Origin of the sequence: Corynebacterium sp. H128, assembly GCF_037482625.1 — a bacterium.
GTDB lineage: Bacteria > Actinomycetota > Actinomycetes > Mycobacteriales > Mycobacteriaceae > Corynebacterium.
Genome location: NZ_JBBHKW010000001.1, coordinates 22,395 through 38,472, shown reverse-complemented (window position 1 = coordinate 38,472; position 16,078 = coordinate 22,395). Strand labels below are relative to the sequence as shown.

General features: G+C 55.1%; 11 protein-coding genes and 1 CRISPR repeat array (1 of these 12 running past the window's edge). All 11 genes read right to left on the bottom strand.

Annotation, left to right across the window (positions count from 1 at the left end):
• Positions 1 to 3,730: a CRISPR direct-repeat array (repeat unit 28 nt; unit sequence GGCTCATCCCTGCTTGCGCGGGGAAAAC); it reaches 6,601 nt to the left of the window's first position.
• Between the two features lie 124 nt (positions 3,731 to 3,854).
• The 11 genes from cas2e to map all read right to left on the bottom strand — a co-directional run bounded on the left by cas2e (position 3,855) and on the right by map (position 16,061).
• Complete coding sequence (gene cas2e, locus WG915_RS00165; RefSeq protein WP_339563341.1) at positions 3,855 to 4,205, bottom strand: type I-E CRISPR-associated endoribonuclease Cas2e; 351 nt, start codon at positions 4,203 to 4,205, stop codon at positions 3,855 to 3,857.
• The gene (gene cas1e, locus WG915_RS00160; protein ID WP_445227747.1) at positions 4,202 to 5,095 is read right to left on the bottom strand and encodes a type I-E CRISPR-associated endonuclease Cas1e; all 894 of its coding nucleotides are present in this window, start codon (positions 5,093 to 5,095) and stop codon (positions 4,202 to 4,204) included. The genes cas2e and cas1e overlap by 4 nt, the downstream gene beginning before the upstream one ends.
• Before the next feature lie 56 nt (positions 5,096 to 5,151).
• On the bottom strand, positions 5,152 to 5,817 hold the full coding sequence (gene cas6e / locus WG915_RS00155; protein ID WP_339563339.1) for a type I-E CRISPR-associated protein Cas6/Cse3/CasE: 666 nt from the start codon (positions 5,815 to 5,817) through the stop codon (positions 5,152 to 5,154).
• Positions 5,818 to 6,522: a type I-E CRISPR-associated protein Cas5/CasD gene (gene cas5e / locus WG915_RS00150; protein ID WP_339563338.1), complete on the bottom strand. Its 705-nt coding sequence runs from the start codon at positions 6,520 to 6,522 to the stop codon at positions 5,818 to 5,820.
• Between the two features lie 5 nt (positions 6,523 to 6,527).
• Complete coding sequence (gene cas7e, locus WG915_RS00145; RefSeq protein WP_339563337.1) at positions 6,528 to 7,667, bottom strand: type I-E CRISPR-associated protein Cas7/Cse4/CasC; 1,140 nt, start codon at positions 7,665 to 7,667, stop codon at positions 6,528 to 6,530.
• A gap of 18 nt (positions 7,668 to 7,685) precedes the next feature.
• The gene (gene casB / locus WG915_RS00140) at positions 7,686 to 8,318 is read right to left on the bottom strand and encodes a type I-E CRISPR-associated protein Cse2/CasB (protein WP_339563336.1); all 633 of its coding nucleotides are present in this window, start codon (positions 8,316 to 8,318) and stop codon (positions 7,686 to 7,688) included.
• A complete protein-coding gene (casA, locus tag WG915_RS00135) occupies positions 8,315 to 9,991 on the bottom strand; it encodes a type I-E CRISPR-associated protein Cse1/CasA (protein WP_339563335.1) in 1,677 nt (558 codons plus the stop codon). The genes casB and casA overlap by 4 nt, the downstream gene beginning before the upstream one ends.
• Positions 9,992 to 10,260: 269 nt before the next feature.
• Entirely contained in the window at positions 10,261 to 10,881 is a 621-nt protein-coding gene (fic, locus tag WG915_RS00130) for a protein adenylyltransferase Fic (RefSeq protein WP_339563334.1), read from the bottom strand.
• A gap of 23 nt (positions 10,882 to 10,904) precedes the next feature.
• On the bottom strand, positions 10,905 to 13,676 hold the full coding sequence (cas3, locus tag WG915_RS00125) for a CRISPR-associated helicase Cas3' (RefSeq protein WP_339563333.1): 2,772 nt from the start codon (positions 13,674 to 13,676) through the stop codon (positions 10,905 to 10,907).
• Positions 13,677 to 13,754: 78 nt separating this feature from the next.
• The gene (locus WG915_RS00120; protein ID WP_339563332.1) at positions 13,755 to 15,188 is read right to left on the bottom strand and encodes a cobyric acid synthase; all 1,434 of its coding nucleotides are present in this window, start codon (positions 15,186 to 15,188) and stop codon (positions 13,755 to 13,757) included.
• Positions 15,189 to 16,061 carry a type I methionyl aminopeptidase gene (gene map / locus WG915_RS00115; RefSeq protein ID WP_339563331.1) on the bottom strand — a complete coding sequence of 291 codons (873 nt, stop codon included), beginning with the start codon at positions 16,059 to 16,061 and terminating at the stop codon, positions 15,189 to 15,191. It abuts the gene before it with no gap.
• Positions 16,062 to 16,078 lie beyond the last annotated feature (17 nt).

The window sequence follows — 16,078 nt, the reverse complement described above, 5'->3', positions numbered from 1 at the left end:
GGGAAAACGAACACCGAGAACTCGGCGCCGTCCTCGAGGTGGGCTCATCCCTGCTTGCGCGGGGAAAACCTCCACTTTGGCCTCCTAAGCCATCTTCGACAGGGCTCATCCCTGCTTGCGCGGGGAAAACAAACCCCTAAGAGCAGCACAACGCGTCCAAGTGGGCTCATCCCTGCTTGCGCGGGGAAAACTACCAGGCAGAGATCGACGCAGCGGAAACAACGGGCTCATCCCTGCTTGCGCGGGGAAAACTCGCTGCCGTTCTTGTGTCTGCACGTAATTTCGGGCTCATCCCTGCTTGCGCGGGGAAAACAACAAACTCTCCAAGTATCTTTCTGAACCGTGCGGCTCATCCCTGCTTGCGCGGGGAAAACCGTTACGTTCGAGCCGCGCATGTCCGCTACCCGGGCTCATCCCTGCTTGCGCGGGGAAAACCCTGAGCTTCGAGTGCTGGATTACCGCAACCCGGGCTCATCCCTGCTTGCGCGGGGAAAACTAGGTGGGTGATCTGCACTTCGTACCCGTCGGCGGCTCATCCCTGCTTGCGCGGGGAAAACAACCCGCTTAAACGGCTTCTCAAACGGCATGGCGGCTCATCCCTGCTTGCGCGGGGAAAACGACTTGACCACGCCGATACCGGTCTTGACGAAGGGCTCATCCCTGCTTGCGCGGGGAAAACAGGAGAAGTGGAACGCGGCTGAGACGAAAGCCGGGCTCATCCCTGCTTGCGCGGGGAAAACCCAGGTAGCTCTTCTTCGATAGAGACCACCAACGGCTCATCCCTGCTTGCGCGGGGAAAACAATCACCTCAAGCTTTTCCTCCACCCATTCATCGGCTCATCCCTGCTTGCGCGGGGAAAACTCGGGCGAATCTTTCTTACTCTTTCTTGTGTGGGGCTCATCCCTGCTTGCGCGGGGAAAACAGCCAGCTATGGTCGCTAAGCGCGTGTCTTCACGGCTCATCCCTGCTTGCGCGGGGAAAACTGCGTGGAAGATGCATGCAATGACGGCTACAAGGGCTCATCCCTGCTTGCGCGGGGAAAACGACTTGTCCACGATGTCGATCACCAGCGTGCCGGGCTCATCCCTGCTTGCGCGGGGAAAACCTCACCAGTGAGGCAGTACCCGGCGTACCAGCGGGCTCATCCCTGCTTGCGCGGGGAAAACTGGTCAAATCCGTTCTTACCTGCGGCGATTCAGGGCTCATCCCTGCTTGCGCGGGGAAAACTAACTCCCCGTTTTCTTGGTGGCACTGATAGAGGGCTCATCCCTGCTTGCGCGGGGAAAACTAGCTTGTCGGTGCGACTAGCAGCATCCCCGGCGGCTCATCCCTGCTTGCGCGGGGAAAACTAGCTCCAATACGTGGCTGATGGCTACAGCTGAGGCTCATCCCTGCTTGCGCGGGGAAAACGGTGGTGGTGCGACTGCCGGCGATCTGAGTTTGGGCTCATCCCTGCTTGCGCGGGGAAAACCTTGGGCTGACCGTATACGATGCCCAGGGCAAGGGCTCATCCCTGCTTGCGCGGGGAAAACATTTTCAAGGGCATCACTGCTGCTGGCATGGACGGCTCATCCCTGCTTGCGCGGGGAAAACACTGCTGGCCGACAGCAGTACCACCGGAATCTGGGCTCATCCCTGCTTGCGCGGGGAAAACTTAGGCACAATAGTCTCATCTTCATCGATGAGGGGCTCATCCCTGCTTGCGCGGGGAAAACGTGCCAGCACCGGTCTCGCTGTAGCGCCCGGACGGCTCATCCCTGCTTGCGCGGGGAAAACGAGTGGCCGATCGTAGTAAAACCTGGATCACTGGGCTCATCCCTGCTTGCGCGGGGAAAACAAGCTCAACAGTTCTCGCCGGAACCCCTGCCAGGGCTCATCCCTGCTTGCGCGGGGAAAACTTTGTAAACAACTCACGCAAACCGGCACGATACGGCTCATCCCTGCTTGCGCGGGGAAAACTTGATGCTTTTGCTGAGGCTGTGTGTGTTCAGGGGCTCATCCCTGCTTGCGCGGGGAAAACCTTAATCGCTTTGCCAGTTTGGTCAAACATGTGGGCTCATCCCTGCTTGCGCGGGGAAAACAAGCGTTGAAATCGTTTCACGCAGGGAAGAAACGGCTCATCCCTGCTTGCGCGGGGAAAACCCGCCGTCGCAACACGCCCGGCGGCGTGGAGAGGGCTCATCCCTGCTTGCGCGGGGAAAACCGCTACTCAAACGTCGATGCCAGAAATACCGAGGGCTCATCCCTGCTTGCGCGGGGAAAACTCTTTCACGCGCTCGCATGCGGCATTCATGGTGGGCTCATCCCTGCTTGCGCGGGGAAAACGCCGGTTCTTGAGGATTCGGTTCAGTACCGATGGGCTCATCCCTGCTTGCGCGGGGAAAACCGCTCCTCGGCATCTAGCCGCTCCTCGAGTTTGGGCTCATCCCTGCTTGCGCGGGGAAAACGGTAGATGATGCGGGCTTGCGGCTCCATCAGCGGGCTCATCCCTGCTTGCGCGGGGAAAACATGGGCGAATTCCCACACCTGCAACAGCCCTTCGGCTCATCCCTGCTTGCGCGGGGAAAACGTGAGCATCCGTTGGCTGGGTGTGTGTTGGGGGGGGCTCATCCCTGCTTGCGCGGGGAAAACTGGCTTTTCAGCGTCGAAATCTCATTCTCTTGCGGCTCATCCCTGCTTGCGCGGGGAAAACCTCGCCGGTCCGGGCTGGACAGAATCAATCCGCGGCTCATCCCTGCTTGCGCGGGGAAAACTGGGGTTTTGGCTGATGTGAATGCGACGGCTGGGGCTCATCCCTGCTTGCGCGGGGAAAACTCTTCGGCAGCGATGCGATGCGCCTTGCTGGCGGGCTCATCCCTGCTTGCGCGGGGAAAACCTCGCGACTGTCCGGCGCCTTCTCGTCAATTACGGCTCATCCCTGCTTGCGCGGGGAAAACAAGCTATTGAACGAGTGTGCCAGCTGATTCAAAGGCTCATCCCTGCTTGCGCGGGGAAAACATCAATACTGTGGCTGCATCGTCCGCAGCCTTCGGCTCATCCCTGCTTGCGCGGGGAAAACCTCGAGCTGCCCAGACTCATCAAAACTGTCCAGGGCTCATCCCTGCTTGCGCGGGGAAAACGCCCGCAGCACTGCCAGCGTGTCACCGCCGCGCGGCTCATCCCTGCTTGCGCGGGGAAAACGGCTCGTTGCTGTCGGAGGGGAACTCCCCGGCCGGCTCATCCCTGCTTGCGCGGGGAAAACAATTTCTTCGATGGCGGGCTTGATGGAGGCGACGGCTCATCCCTGCTTGCGCGGGGAAAACCTTGTGGACGAACGCGACGTAAGCCTTGGCAACGGCTCATCCCTGCTTGCGCGGGGAAAACCGGCAGTCGGCGACCAGAAATCGTGAATGTCCGGGCTCATCCCTGCTTGCGCGGGGAAAACTCGGCGCTGGTCTGACCAGCCATGTGGGTCATGGGCTCATCCCTGCTTGCGCGGGGAAAACGAGGACAGCATGCCGGAGAAGGTCTTCGTTGTGGGCTCATCCCTGCTTGCGCGGGGAAAACTTAGTTCCGATGATCTGCGTCGTATTGCGTCTGGGCTCATCCCTGCTTGCGCGGGGAAAACTTCATCTTCCCGACGCTGAAATTCACCGCGGACGGCTCATCCCTGCTTGCGCGGGGAAAACCTCCTCTTCAGGAGCAACTTGTTCCTCGGTACGGGCTCATCCCTGCTTGCGCGGGGAAAACACTTGCCCATATGGGCTTTTCGAGCCTGGTTACACATTTTAGATACGACTTGCTTCGAATCCAAAAAGTTCAGACGTGGTGAAAGCCTGAGTCTCTCTCATCATTTCCTCCCACACCGGGCGATTTATTTGTGATTCCGGTTCTTCCGAATGTTCCTAGCGTTAGACCATCCAGTGCGTCGTTCACTTCGTTTTTGATTCGGATCACTTGGTCGCATCATAAGCGTCAACCCGTCGAAGTCTGATGGCTTCCAGTCATGTTTATGAGTTTTGAATTCCATGCCCTGTTCGTTATTGGAGGAGTAGATGAGAATTGCTTTTCCGTCTTTGCTGAGTTCAGTAGTTCGTTCCCACAGCAAATCTCGGATTCTCGCGCTTGGGTTTCCGACAAATACTCCCGGCGATATTTCCATTAGCCACTTGGTTAAATCTCCTCGAAGTCCGGCGGGAACTGCAGTCACTACTAGGACAATCACTGCACGTCGAACCGTTCACTAGACCAGTTGACTCCTGCAGCGATGATCTCAAGTTCACTCCACAACATCAGGTCGACATCTTTGTATGCATCTCTTTCTGGGATTTCCATAAGATCTTGTAGATCTCGCACCATTCGCTGCATGAGGCTGGTGGTAACAACTTTGTCTCTGATTAGTTTGCGTACGTTCAATTCATCACCGCTCGGTACAGCAGCTACTGCATCGAATGCTGCAGGAATTGAGATATCAGCCTTATAGAGATCTGCGATGTCATAAACAAATGCTCTATCGGTACCCGTGTGAACAATCCCCAGCGCTGGATTGAAACCGAGTCCAACGATCACAGCATGTGCGATGCCGTAAAGGGCTGCCGAGCCTTCGGTCAGGGCTCGGTTTATGGGGTCACCAGAGTCGAAGTCTTTCGGGTCGTAGTTGCGTTTAGTCCAAACCACCCCAGTTCTCTTAGCTTCTGCAGCATATATCTTTTTCATCCTTGCGCCTTCCCTGCCGCGAAGCTGAGACATTGTCAGGCCTGAAACGTCCTCACCTGGGAAGCGCATTTCGTACATACGTCGTGCACAGCGCAGTCGAGTGCGTTGGTTGCTCCAAAGCTTTGCATGAGCTTCGGCAAAACGAGACGTTTTCGCCGGTGGGCGACCGTGGGCATAGTATCGCACGCCCTTTTCACCCACCCAGACGGCTGATGCACCGGCGTCGCCAAGCAATGCCATTGCCGCGTAAGTTACCTTTGTCCCGGGCCCCAAAAGCACTACTGCGAGTTGAGTTGCCGGTACGTGTGCGATGCCTCGTGAGTCTTGAATCGTTAACGCGTTTCCTTCTCGATTAAGCACCGCCCGTTCCACATAGAGAAACGAGAGTCGTTCCTCCATGCGGGTCAGCAAAAGCCGATCGATAGGAGTTCGCCCCGCGGTTCCAGACATTGCAGCTACTGTCCGCGCGCAAGGGTTAGTAGGCCACAGCCGTACCCCTTGCCTCGCCCGATGCCTGTTACGAGAGTGCGCCGCAGCTTTTCGACGTCCGTAACCTCGAGCTGCCCAGCAAAGCGTGCAGTTACGAGGTGGACCCGATTCCCACGAGTTCCATCTGGCCGGGTTCGGTTGAAATCGAGTGTCTTTCTTCCCACAACCTGAGCGCTACTTTCCCCCAAAGGCCCGAAGCTAACGCCCATGTATTCCGCCTTTTTGTGCAACCATTCCAGTTGCTTCGGCGCACTGACATGTGCTTTGACTTTTCCCCGCTCTTTGTTCGCGACGGTCTCGCTGTAGGTGGGGTTCGCGACGAGCTCGAAGCTCCATCGTTGGCCTTTGACTAGTTGAGAAAGCAAACGATCGTAATCAGCAGTCTGTTGAGGGCGCACATCCCAGCCTGCTTCATCAACGATGTGAGCTGCAGTGGGTTTCTCTGGCCCAACTAGATACAGGATGTGCTCGTGGTCACGCTTATCTAACCGCCACAGCACCCGTTCAGTGCTGAGATCCATATCAGGGGGAAAAGAGCTCATCACTGCAGCGTGAAGCGTGTGAGGGTTGGTCAGATAGCTGCGCCCTTTCCTACGAGCTGGGTTTATGAGCACTTTCGTGAACGTTGTCATTTATGAGAGCACCGCCTCAAAGAATGGGTCACTGTTCGTTCCTTTTTCGTTTTGGACTGTCTTAGAACCGGCATAGACCACGGTTCTCCATCCATAGCGTCGATGTTCTTGAGCAAATGAAATAGGCACATCTTGACGGGGCTCGCCTTTCTCGCCGGGCTTTCCATCTCGGTAGATTGGGAGTTCGACGGTTGTGGCTCGTTCCTGCTTGTGAACGGATGTTGCATGCCAAGTTTCGTGCGCTCTCAAGGCTTCCACGACAGGCAAATCGATAATCCCCAGATCCAAGTTGATTGGTGCTGGACAAGAACGACGTCCTAGGAATAGCGGATAGGCTGGCTGCCGAAGTTGCTTTTGAAACCCCTCGAGCAGCCCTTTATCTTCGGAACCGATTGCCGCAACGAACGCGGCGTCGCTTAAGAAATGCCGGGTGACGAGCTTCGCATTCGCCCCAGGGTCCTTTTGCCAAGGCTGCGCAGTCTGATAGTCGCGCAACAAAGAACCGGATTGGTCGACACGAACGGCATAGTCGAGTTCTACAAGATCCTCGATCGGATCAGTGCGCTGCCGTCCTTGTGCAGCAGCTAGAAGTCCGATCACGCCCGATTTGCTTGGAGTACTGCCAGTGGCGCGCGTACTGTAGCGAGACTCGTCACCCCAAGACTGCAATGGTCCTTTGAGCAGCAGAAGAAGGGAATACGACATATGCCCTACTCTGCTTTCTGATTAGCAATCGTCTCAGTGACTTTCGCTGTCAGTTCGGCGATAGTTACTGGTTCTGCGATGCCTTCGAATTGGCTTCCAAGGTCACCGAGAGCAACCACGTACGCCGCGATTGGCTTCATACCATAAGCCTTTTCAACATCATTGGCTTCCTTAGCAAGCGCCGCTACCGCTGCTTGTCGACGGCTTCCGCCTGTGCCCTCAATGACATCTTCAAATGCGTTGACAAGCGAAATTGATCGAGTGTCGCGTACGGCAACGTACACAAGCTCCGGGAGTGTGTTATTCGCATACGAATTTTGCTTTCCAGTTGGCATCGATTCCGCAAATGCTTTGATGAACATTCCCGTAGCCTCTTGTGCAATTCCAGCATCCCCAAGGTTAGCAGTAAGTCCTTCTACGTTGACCGTAGCGAACCGGTACAAGGTTGAGGACATCATTTGCGTGGTACCGATCATTCCGGCACCACTTTCTTCAGCATCTTCAATTACGTCATCTACCGCGGTAAAGTAGTCAAACTCAGGCTGCGATTCATGGACACTGATCGCATGAGCGACTTGCACGGACGCATCGACGTTGTACGCGGGGGCGTCGGCAAGCATGCGTCCAAACATAGCCATATCTACCGAATGCTTTGTATCCAAAATGTCATTCGCTTCGTTCTTGGAGAACTTCTCCCCGTCCTTTTCGACTATGGCCTGTGCTGCTCGTTCAATCTGATGCGGGCTTAAGAACAACAGGTAGCCAGTAGTTGGATACTGCATACCTTCTGGTGCTTCTTCACCCTTCTTAGGTGCCTTTGGCTCTACCAGCTTGATGCCGTCCTTACCAGTGGCTTTGAAAAGCGCCCGGACTCCATCGAGTGCCTGTTCTGCAGTCATTTCGGGCGCGATTTCATTGACTTTCCCGGCGATCAATTCTGGAAGTTCACGGGAGCGCAGGCCAACTGTGCTGGCGTCGACTTCTGTTTCGAAGTACTTTCGGACTGCACGTTTCCACGACTGGGAGGAGACGCGCTGACGTGGCACACCGCCGAAAATAGCAGTTTTTGGCGCGCCCATGTCATCACGGTTGATGAGGCTTGGCGGAATGGTTTGCAATGCGTGGATATCTACGACGAGAGTCATGACTTCAGTTGCCTTTCATTATTTGTTTGAGTTGTTTTCAAGAGCTTCAGTGTCTTTAGAGCTGCGAAAATGCCCAGTGGCGAATTCACGCCCCCACCGCAGTTGGATCCCAGATCGCGTCTTCGAATCGCCGAGCGCCCGCAGATCGCGTGCAAGCAGACCGTAATCAAACCCGATCTTTTTAGATCGCAGCAATGTAACCAGCGATCGAATGTGCGTCAGCCTTGCGCGTTCATCATGGGCAAGTAGCATGGCGTCGATTCGTGGCTTAATTGACTCTGAGACTTCTTGAGCGTGCAATTTACCGCAGGCAGCAGCGAAACTGGTTCCTGGTTGATGCATCCCTTCCGCGGCAGATTGCATGTGGATTCCAAACAGGGTCAGTGCTATGTATGCGGCTTCCTCTGATGGCGACGGGGCGTCGCCTTTGCCTGAAAGCCGGTCAGAAAACTCGCCTTGCATTGCAAAGAGGACTTTCCCTAGGCACAGTGGGTCTTTTCGAAAGTCGAGGCTTGATCCGCGGCGCAGTTCCGCTAGTGTCGCACGTGCACTGTGATGCGCAGACGACTGTGGATCGCTCAAATAGTCCTTTTGCAATCTATGACACGTCGACCCCACGGCGCTTCGTAGAGCATCGTTCTTCTCGGTCATACCGTAACCTTCTTTTCATTATTCACAGTCAGTGGAAGCTCCTGATCTAAAGTGTGCAGAAGCATGCGGTAGTAGCTGGCAGCAGATACCACACGCCCCTTCTTGTCTTCCGCATCCTTACGTTGGATCCTCCCGGCAAAGGCTTTCGGACCTGCGCCACGAAGCAAAATCCGAGCATGTTCACCGATGACCTCCCGTACCGTTTTCTGCCATGCTTCGAGTAGCGGGCCGAGCGGCGACTGCTCGTTTTTGGCTTGTTCTTTGGAAATCGCGCTCAAACTGTCAAGCCATGCGTTGAATCTAGGCTCTAGTTCTGCCAGCACTCGGTCTGTAGCCGGAGGCTGGAATTCATAAGAGCCTCCTGCTGCATCCAAAAGCTGTCCTGCGAATCTACCGAGGGCAATAGCACAATTCGTTGTAGCCTTTGCCGCTTCCCTGACCTTGCTTCGCAGGTGCTTAGCGTCAGTAAGGAGCAACACGACTGGCATGCTCATCTGAGTGGCATAGGTCGTCGCAACAGACGAAGCCTGTGGACCGTATTCGATGGAAACTAAGTCGACGTTGAGCACCGCAGGTACGTCCACTCCCAATGCGGAAAGTTGAGCTAGGCTGTCGAGGTTCTTAGGCCGCTTGGGCGCCTTTTCCTTGTCGCTAAAACCACCGTCGGTTTCGGCTACTACAAGTGCATCCAGAGCTTTCCACATCGTGCGCTCAACGTCATAAGGGCGCGGGTAATATACATCAAGGCCCTTTTTCGATTTGTTGGTGGAAAACCTGTAGGGCGTCATAGGATCATCCATGACGTTGGCGCCAGCATCCGGGATTTTGTCACCGTTACCCAAAACGACACCCACAACTTCGTTTCCTTCTGCAACGAGACGGATACGCCGTGACTGCCACGTAGCCAGATCTGCAGGTCCTTGAGGCTCGGGGTTTCCCCCCATGGCGACACGTGAATCAGGACCATCCGGAGGCCGTTCCCATACAGGGAGATCTCCAGCGCGAGTAAGCGATTCTAGGGTTGTGTTGAGCAGTAGGGTCTCAAGCAGATCAGCCCCCTTCACGAGCGTGCCACCCGTCATTCCGGTCCAACCAGTACCGATTGGATAGCCCTTACCACCCTTGTTACGAGAATCTCCTACCATTCCAGACTTAATTCCCGAGTAATCAAAAGCCTGGGCATAAATTAGCCAACGCGCTGCCTCTTCGTAAGAAAGGGAATCTCGCTTACTACCAGCTCGCATCGAAAAATAGGAATCCTGCGATTCCGGCACGATGGTCGTGATGTGCTTTAACTCCCCCGAAGCTACATGCAAATCTGCAACCTGCATGAAGGGGTATTCCTTGTCGAACAACTCAAAGCGATCGCGGAATCTTGCCAGGTAGTCGAGAACCAAGGGGTCCGAACCGTTACGCCGCAGCCTATTACGAGAGTCTTCAAACCACATCGCAAAATCGAATGTTTCGCCAGCTTTAACTAGGCTTTCCGGGGCATGCGCCTTCCAAAACGCTGCCAAGAGTAGCCTCATGACCGCATAGTCCTGTGCAGGCGAATCCCCCTGTAACGCCGCGATCCTCACCTCCCCCGCGAATATATCTCCCAACCCGACTGAAATCTGATTACCTTTAAGATCAAGGGCCAGAATCCAGGGGTCATCAATGAGCGAAAACACTACCGACTCCTTTAGTTTGTTCTTGTAATACCTTTCAAGTATAGACTTCTTCGCCAGATATATGAATACATATTCCTCATTTATTTTATGGGGGTAGCCTTTGGGGTAACAGAGCTAGACGTCTGTACAAGGCGCTTACGTCACTCGATGGATTTGGAATGCTGAAAATGGCCTCGTATGCTAGGCAACGTTCCCTGTATCAGGGATGAGCCCATGTACTCATAGATCGAGTATCTTTCCCCGCACTAGCGGGGCTTTTTATTTCGATTCTATAGTCCACCATTCCCAGATAGTCCCTCCGCAGTGTAAGCAGCATATCCTTCGTACTTGTAGCTAGCATCGATGCCCTTCATGAAACTTGCGCGTTCAAGTGCTTGTTCTGATAACGCCGCCTGCAACAGCGACTTAATTTCAATGTCTTTAACGGGGCTTCGCTCCATTGCAAGCAGATAGTCCTCTTTTGAAATTTGCGTCCAATCGATGGCTTTCCCAAGGGAACTACTCATTATGTGATCCAACCAGATCCGAGTGCTGCGTCCGTTCCCTTCTCGAAAAGGATGCGCGATGTTCATTTCAACGTACTTTGCAACGATCTCTGCAAACGTCTTCTGTGGCATCTCGTCGATTGAATCTAGTGCGGCAGGCAGATACATAACGGAGGCGAAACGAAAGTTGCCTTTGGAGATATCTTCAGTGCGCATTTGGCCAGCGAAAGCATAAATATCTTGGAACAACTGATGATGAATAGCAGCCAAGGTCCCAAAAGTACCAGGCGCCCACTGCTTCAGCAGGTTGTCATCGAAGAGCTCAACCGCGCGCAGTTTAGTCAGCCTTTCTTCTTCCCGCGCCAGCGCGACGTCATCAGCAATGCCTAAAAGGTTGTCCAACATGGCTTTAGGTTAACCTCTTTCAATCAGGTGGCATTATCTAGCACTTCAAGTCCACGCACGTCGGTGTACCGCACCACGAAACGTCCGATTGAGGCTTCCCCATCGGAATCAAAACGCAACGCAACTTGCCCTTTGAGCATCCCAGAATTCCGCCATTCGAATGGTGTTTGCTGCTCCAATTCACCGATAATTTCCTCAAAGTCCCTTTCTCTTCGCGTCATGCGTGCAGGCAACCTTACGGTGTTCCCTGCTAATCCTTGTGCTTGTTTCCAGGTCGGTTCCGTTCCTTCAAGTACCTCCGACTCACCGCCAAGAGGGATATACCCGTATTGGGTGTTTTGTATAGCTACTACATCAACGGTGAGTTCAGCATCTCGAACTTGAGCGCAGCCTCGCTCTTCATTATCTGAACCGCGCTCGGAAACAGAATGCAGTTCTGTAAAGAGGGAGTTAAAATCAGAAGCCTGACTAGGAGCGGGAAACCTAAAAGTTCGCGCTCGACGTTCAGCACTGTCGCATTTGGCTTGATCCAAATCGCACGCTTGCTGCCATGATTGTTGCCATTCTTTTGGAATCCCAGGCATCGAGGAATACACCTTGTGAACTAGGGGTGACACATCATCGGGACGCTGAAAAACAGACGGCAAGTTAGCCAGCGTCGCTAACAACAGCTTCTCTCCATAAATCGCAACTGCACCGGCCTCAAATACCGGCGTTGGCTCGACTCTTTCAACACCGCGAATAAAAATCTTAGGTTGCTGCACGAGTTTTGGCCGATCGGTGTTGGGGCGCTGGTGCCGGTGCAATCTGCCGGCGCGCTGAATCAACAAGTCGATTGGAGCAATATCTGTCACTAACACGTCTGCGTCAATATCCAGACTCTGCTCAGCTACCTGTGTAGCCACTACGACTTGGCGCAATGGTCGATTCGCGCCACGGCGCTCCTTCGGCCCTAACTTCGCACGCAACGTGTCTTCTTTGTCGCTGCGTTGAGAAGCGATAAAGGCCGCATGGTGCAGCTCAACCTCTCCCGGATAAACCTCGATCAACGCATCAAATGTTTCTTGCGCTCGCTTGATGGTATTGCAAATGAGGAGAGCAATGCCGCCGTCGATAAGCAGTGCAGATACCTCTCCGCACAGGGTAGGCAATTCGTCTTCGATGCGTTCTACGGTCGCTATGAGATCAGTCGGACGCGGCGGAACCTGGATGGCTTGGACTCCCTCGGCGTTTACCACGCTCACTAGCGGATATGCAGCGCTGTCCAAGGCTTTCATTTCGGCTTCACTCGCAAGCTCTGATGCATAAGCTGCCGCCAATTTCTTGCGCTGCTGAGGCGGAAGTGTCGCCGACATCAGGATCACATTCACCCCATAGCGCGCCAACCACTCAAGTGTGCAATAGAGATACTGCGACATGTAGGCATCATAAGCGTGCACTTCATCGATAATGATGACCTTTCCAGCCAAGCCAACATGGCGAAGCATGGAGAACCGGGTTTGCAGCGCCATCATCAGGACTTGATCTACAGTTCCGACAACGAAGTCAGCAAGAATTCCCCTATTGCGCCCACTGAGCCATTGCGAAGCAATCACAGAACCATACTTAGTCGTGTCCGCTCCAATTGAGGAATACCTTAATGCCCGATAGGGCTTGGATAGCTGGTTCTTGGAATGCGCCAGGAACATCGAGGCCACCTCCCCACCAACCGAGGTTCGCTGAGCCCAATCGACGGTTCGCTCGAACAAGCCATTAGCTGTTGCCATCGTTGGGGCGGCTAAGAAGACTCCTTGTGCACCGGTATTCGCTCCAAGCACATGTGCGCAGGCTAAGCCTGCCTCGGTTTTCCCTTCTCCAGTGGGGGCCTCGATAATCATCAAGGTTGGGCCAGGAGCCGCGTGGGCGGCTGCCACCGCGGTTTCTTGTACCGGCCTGACTTCAAAATCCTCAGGCCAACCAAAGGTGTATCGAAATAGTTCTTCAAGACTGCTAGAGACATCAATTGGCGCCCATGGAGAAGGCAGATCGATAACAGCCATCGCTTGATCTAGCCGTTGTCGTTGCGGGTGCACGAAATCATACGGAAAGGCGTCTTCATTGGAGGCAATCCAATCCGCCATAATCACCAGACCAGTTAATAGCTGAAGCGCCTCTGGATAAGGACCTCGCAATTGGTCCAGCTGATCTAACACATCATTAACCCCGATGAGTTCAGCCATTGAGTCCAACAACTCGGTGTGAATCGCTGACCAAGCCGGCGGGTATTCTGCAATTGTTTCAACGTGACTTCTAAGCAAATCCGAACTAGACGTGAAACCGTGATGCGCATCCACTACTGAAGCTATCCGCATGCTACGTAGTCTGCTCATTCCCCATCGCTCGAGCCAGGAAGCCATTATCAGAGCCGAGGCCGTGCCGTGTGGGAATTTGATATTCTCCCCTTCTCCCAGAGCCCAATTAAGAGGAAGCCCAGCGGCCTCCACTGGAGCCAATAGGTAGCTAGAATCGGATAGTCGTTGAAACGACAATGTGGCTTTGCCGACGTCATGGGTACCGGCATAGAAGCAGTAGAGTCGGCCTACTTGCTCTTGGCTCAGCTTCCAACGTGCGCTTAGCGTGTTCTTTAGGGATCCAGCCACCCAATTTTCCCACAGCCATTCCGCGACGCATGCGGCATCAATAAGGTGCTGTGGCAGTCGCAGGTAGGCATCTTCCCGACCTGACTTTGCCCACAGCGAATTCGCTTGCTCGCTGCGCGCACTTCGCCACACATCGGCGCATTCAACGATGCTCATCGTTTGCCTTCCCTGCCAGTGACTTAGATATCATCTCAGCGTATTCCGAAGCCGGTCCCGCTGCAGTATCAACTGTGTTTAGCTTTTAGACCCAGCCACTTTCAGCAGCTCATCCAAATCCCACGCCGCCTCAAGAGCATCCGCGATCAGATCCAGCTGCCGTAGCCGCTCGGCTTGGAAGGACACGTCTGGGGCAACCTGGAACCCGGGTTTGGCGGCTGCAGCGGCCACCCATTCCAAGAATTCCCGTCGGAAGGCATCGTTTTCCAGCTGGCCATGGCGGTGGGTTCCGCGCAGCGACCCCCGGGCGGCGCCTTCTGAACCAATCCATGGTTTCTCTGTAGAGCGTGCTACTTGCCCATGATGTACCTCGTAGGCGCCTCCATCGTGCTTGATCAGTGTCTTTTCGAGAGCAAAGGCAATATCGATATCAAACAGCCCGAGGCCTGCGGTGGTGGAGGAAGATTCGACTGGGTCGTCGATAAGCGTGCACATCATTTGAAACCCGCCGCAGATGCCCAGGGTCGGGAGGGTACGGCTGGTCACGGCCTCCGCAATCCCTGTCGAGCGCAACCACTGTAGGTCAGAGACGGTGGCTTTGGAGCCTGGTAGGACGACGAGATCGGCATCCGCGATGAAGTCCGGATCCGCAGACCAGGTGACGCTGACGCCCGGTTCACAGGCCAATGCCTCAATGTCCGTGGCATTGGATACCCGCGGCAGCCGGACCGCTGCTACACGCAGGTGTTGGCTGCCCAGTGCACGGGTCTGGGGACCGACGCTGGTACCGATGACCGATTGCAGGGAATCCTCGGCATCGATCCACAGGCCTTCGATAAAAGGCAGCACCGCGACGGTCGGCACGCTGGTCAGGTCTTCCAGCTGTACCAGCCCTGGGTCGAGGATGCTTTGATCGCCACGGAATTTGTTGATCACAAAGCCTTTGATGCGTTCTCGATCCCGGGGCGCGGAAATGAAGTAAGTGCCGTAGAGGTGCGCGAGTACTCCCCCGCGATCGATATCGCCAACGATATAAACCGGCAAGTTAGCGGCTTCAGCGAGCCCGAAGTTAGCTACGTCAGTCTCACGCAGATTGATTTCCGCAGGGGATCCCGCCCCCTCACAGATCACTAGCTCAAAGCGTCGTTCCAAATCCGCGAGACAATCCGCCGAGACTTTGCGCAGGTGGGCACGGTGTTCGATGTAGTTTCGTGCGCTCACGCTGCCGCGCGCTTGTCCGCGCACCACCAGTTGCGACGTCCGATCCGAACCCGGTTTGAGCAGCACCGGGTTGAAATCTACGGAGGGCTCTAATCCGCAGGCCAGCGCCTGCAGTCCTTGGGCACGGCCGATTTCTCCCCCATCAGGGCACACCACCGAGTTGTTGGACATGTTCTGCGCCTTGAATGGCGCGACTCGGATTCCACGTCGGGCAAGGGCGCGGCACAAACCAGCCACGACTACCGATTTACCCGCGTCGGAGGTGGTACCGGCGATGAGGAGCGCAGACACTTAGATGTCTTCGTCTGGGAGGGTCAGAATTTCGTTGCCCTCGTCGGTAATGACGATGGTGTGCTCGAACTGCGCGGTGAACTTGCCATCGCGGTTCTGCACCGTCCAGTCATCATCCCAGATGTCGTAATCCAGGGAGCCCAGGTTGATCATCGGTTCGATGGTCAGTGTCATTCCTGGTTCAAGGAGATCGGTGTAGACGTCGGAGTCGTAGTGCAGCACCACCAGCCCGTTGTGGAACGTTGGGCCGACACCGTGACCGGTGAAGTCACGCACTACGTTGTAGCCGAAGCGCTTGGCATAGGACTCGATGACTCGTCCGATCACGTTGACCTGCCGGCCTGGTTTCGCCGCTTTAATGCCGCGCATTGTGGCTTCCTTGGTGCGTTCGACCAACAGCCGATGCTCCTCCGAAACCTCGCCGGCCAGGAAGGTGGCGTTGGTATCTCCGTGGACACCATTTTTGAAAGCGGTGACATCGATGTTGACGATGTCCCCCTCTTGAATCACCGTGGTATCGGGAATTCCATGGCAAACAATCTCGTTGAGGGAAACACAGCAAGACTTGGTGTATCCCCGGTAGCCCAAGGTTGATGGGTAAGCACCGTGGTCGCACATGTACTCGTGCGCTACGCGGTCGACTTCGTCGGTAGTGACCCCTGGCTGCACTGCCCGCCCTGCCAGCACTAGCGCATTCGCAGCGATCTTGGAGGCTTCCCGCATGGCCTCGATTACCTCTGGGGTCTGGATGAGAGGCTCCCCCATTGCCTCTTGGACTTCGGACTTCCAAGCATATTCCGGTCGTGCGATGTGGTTCGGAACGGTCCGGATGGGGGTTGATTGTCCTGGGGTTAATTTTCCGCGCGTACTCATGTAATACATGCTAGCGC

Bases quoted from the DNA above. Each gene is read 5' to 3' on its own strand.
- cas6e (WP_339563339.1), bottom strand. From the start codon at position 5,817: ATGACAACGTTCACGAAAGTGCTCATAAACCCAGCTCGTAGGAAAGGG.
- cas7e (WP_339563337.1), bottom strand. From the start codon at position 7,667: ATGACTCTCGTCGTAGATATCCACGCATTGCAAACCATTCCGCCAAGC.
- fic (WP_339563334.1), bottom strand. From the start codon at position 10,881: ATGTTGGACAACCTTTTAGGCATTGCTGATGACGTCGCGCTGGCGCGG.
- cas1e (WP_445227747.1), bottom strand. From the start codon at position 5,095: ATGGAGGAACGACTCTCGTTTCTCTATGTGGAACGGGCGGTGCTTAAT.
- map (WP_339563331.1), bottom strand. From the start codon at position 16,061: ATGAGTACGCGCGGAAAATTAACCCCAGGACAATCAACCCCCATCCGG.
- cas5e (WP_339563338.1), bottom strand. From the start codon at position 6,522: ATGTCGTATTCCCTTCTTCTGCTGCTCAAAGGACCATTGCAGTCTTGG.
- cas3 (WP_339563333.1), bottom strand. From the start codon at position 13,676: ATGAGCATCGTTGAATGCGCCGATGTGTGGCGAAGTGCGCGCAGCGAG.
- casB (WP_339563336.1), bottom strand. From the start codon at position 8,318: ATGACCGAGAAGAACGATGCTCTACGAAGCGCCGTGGGGTCGACGTGT.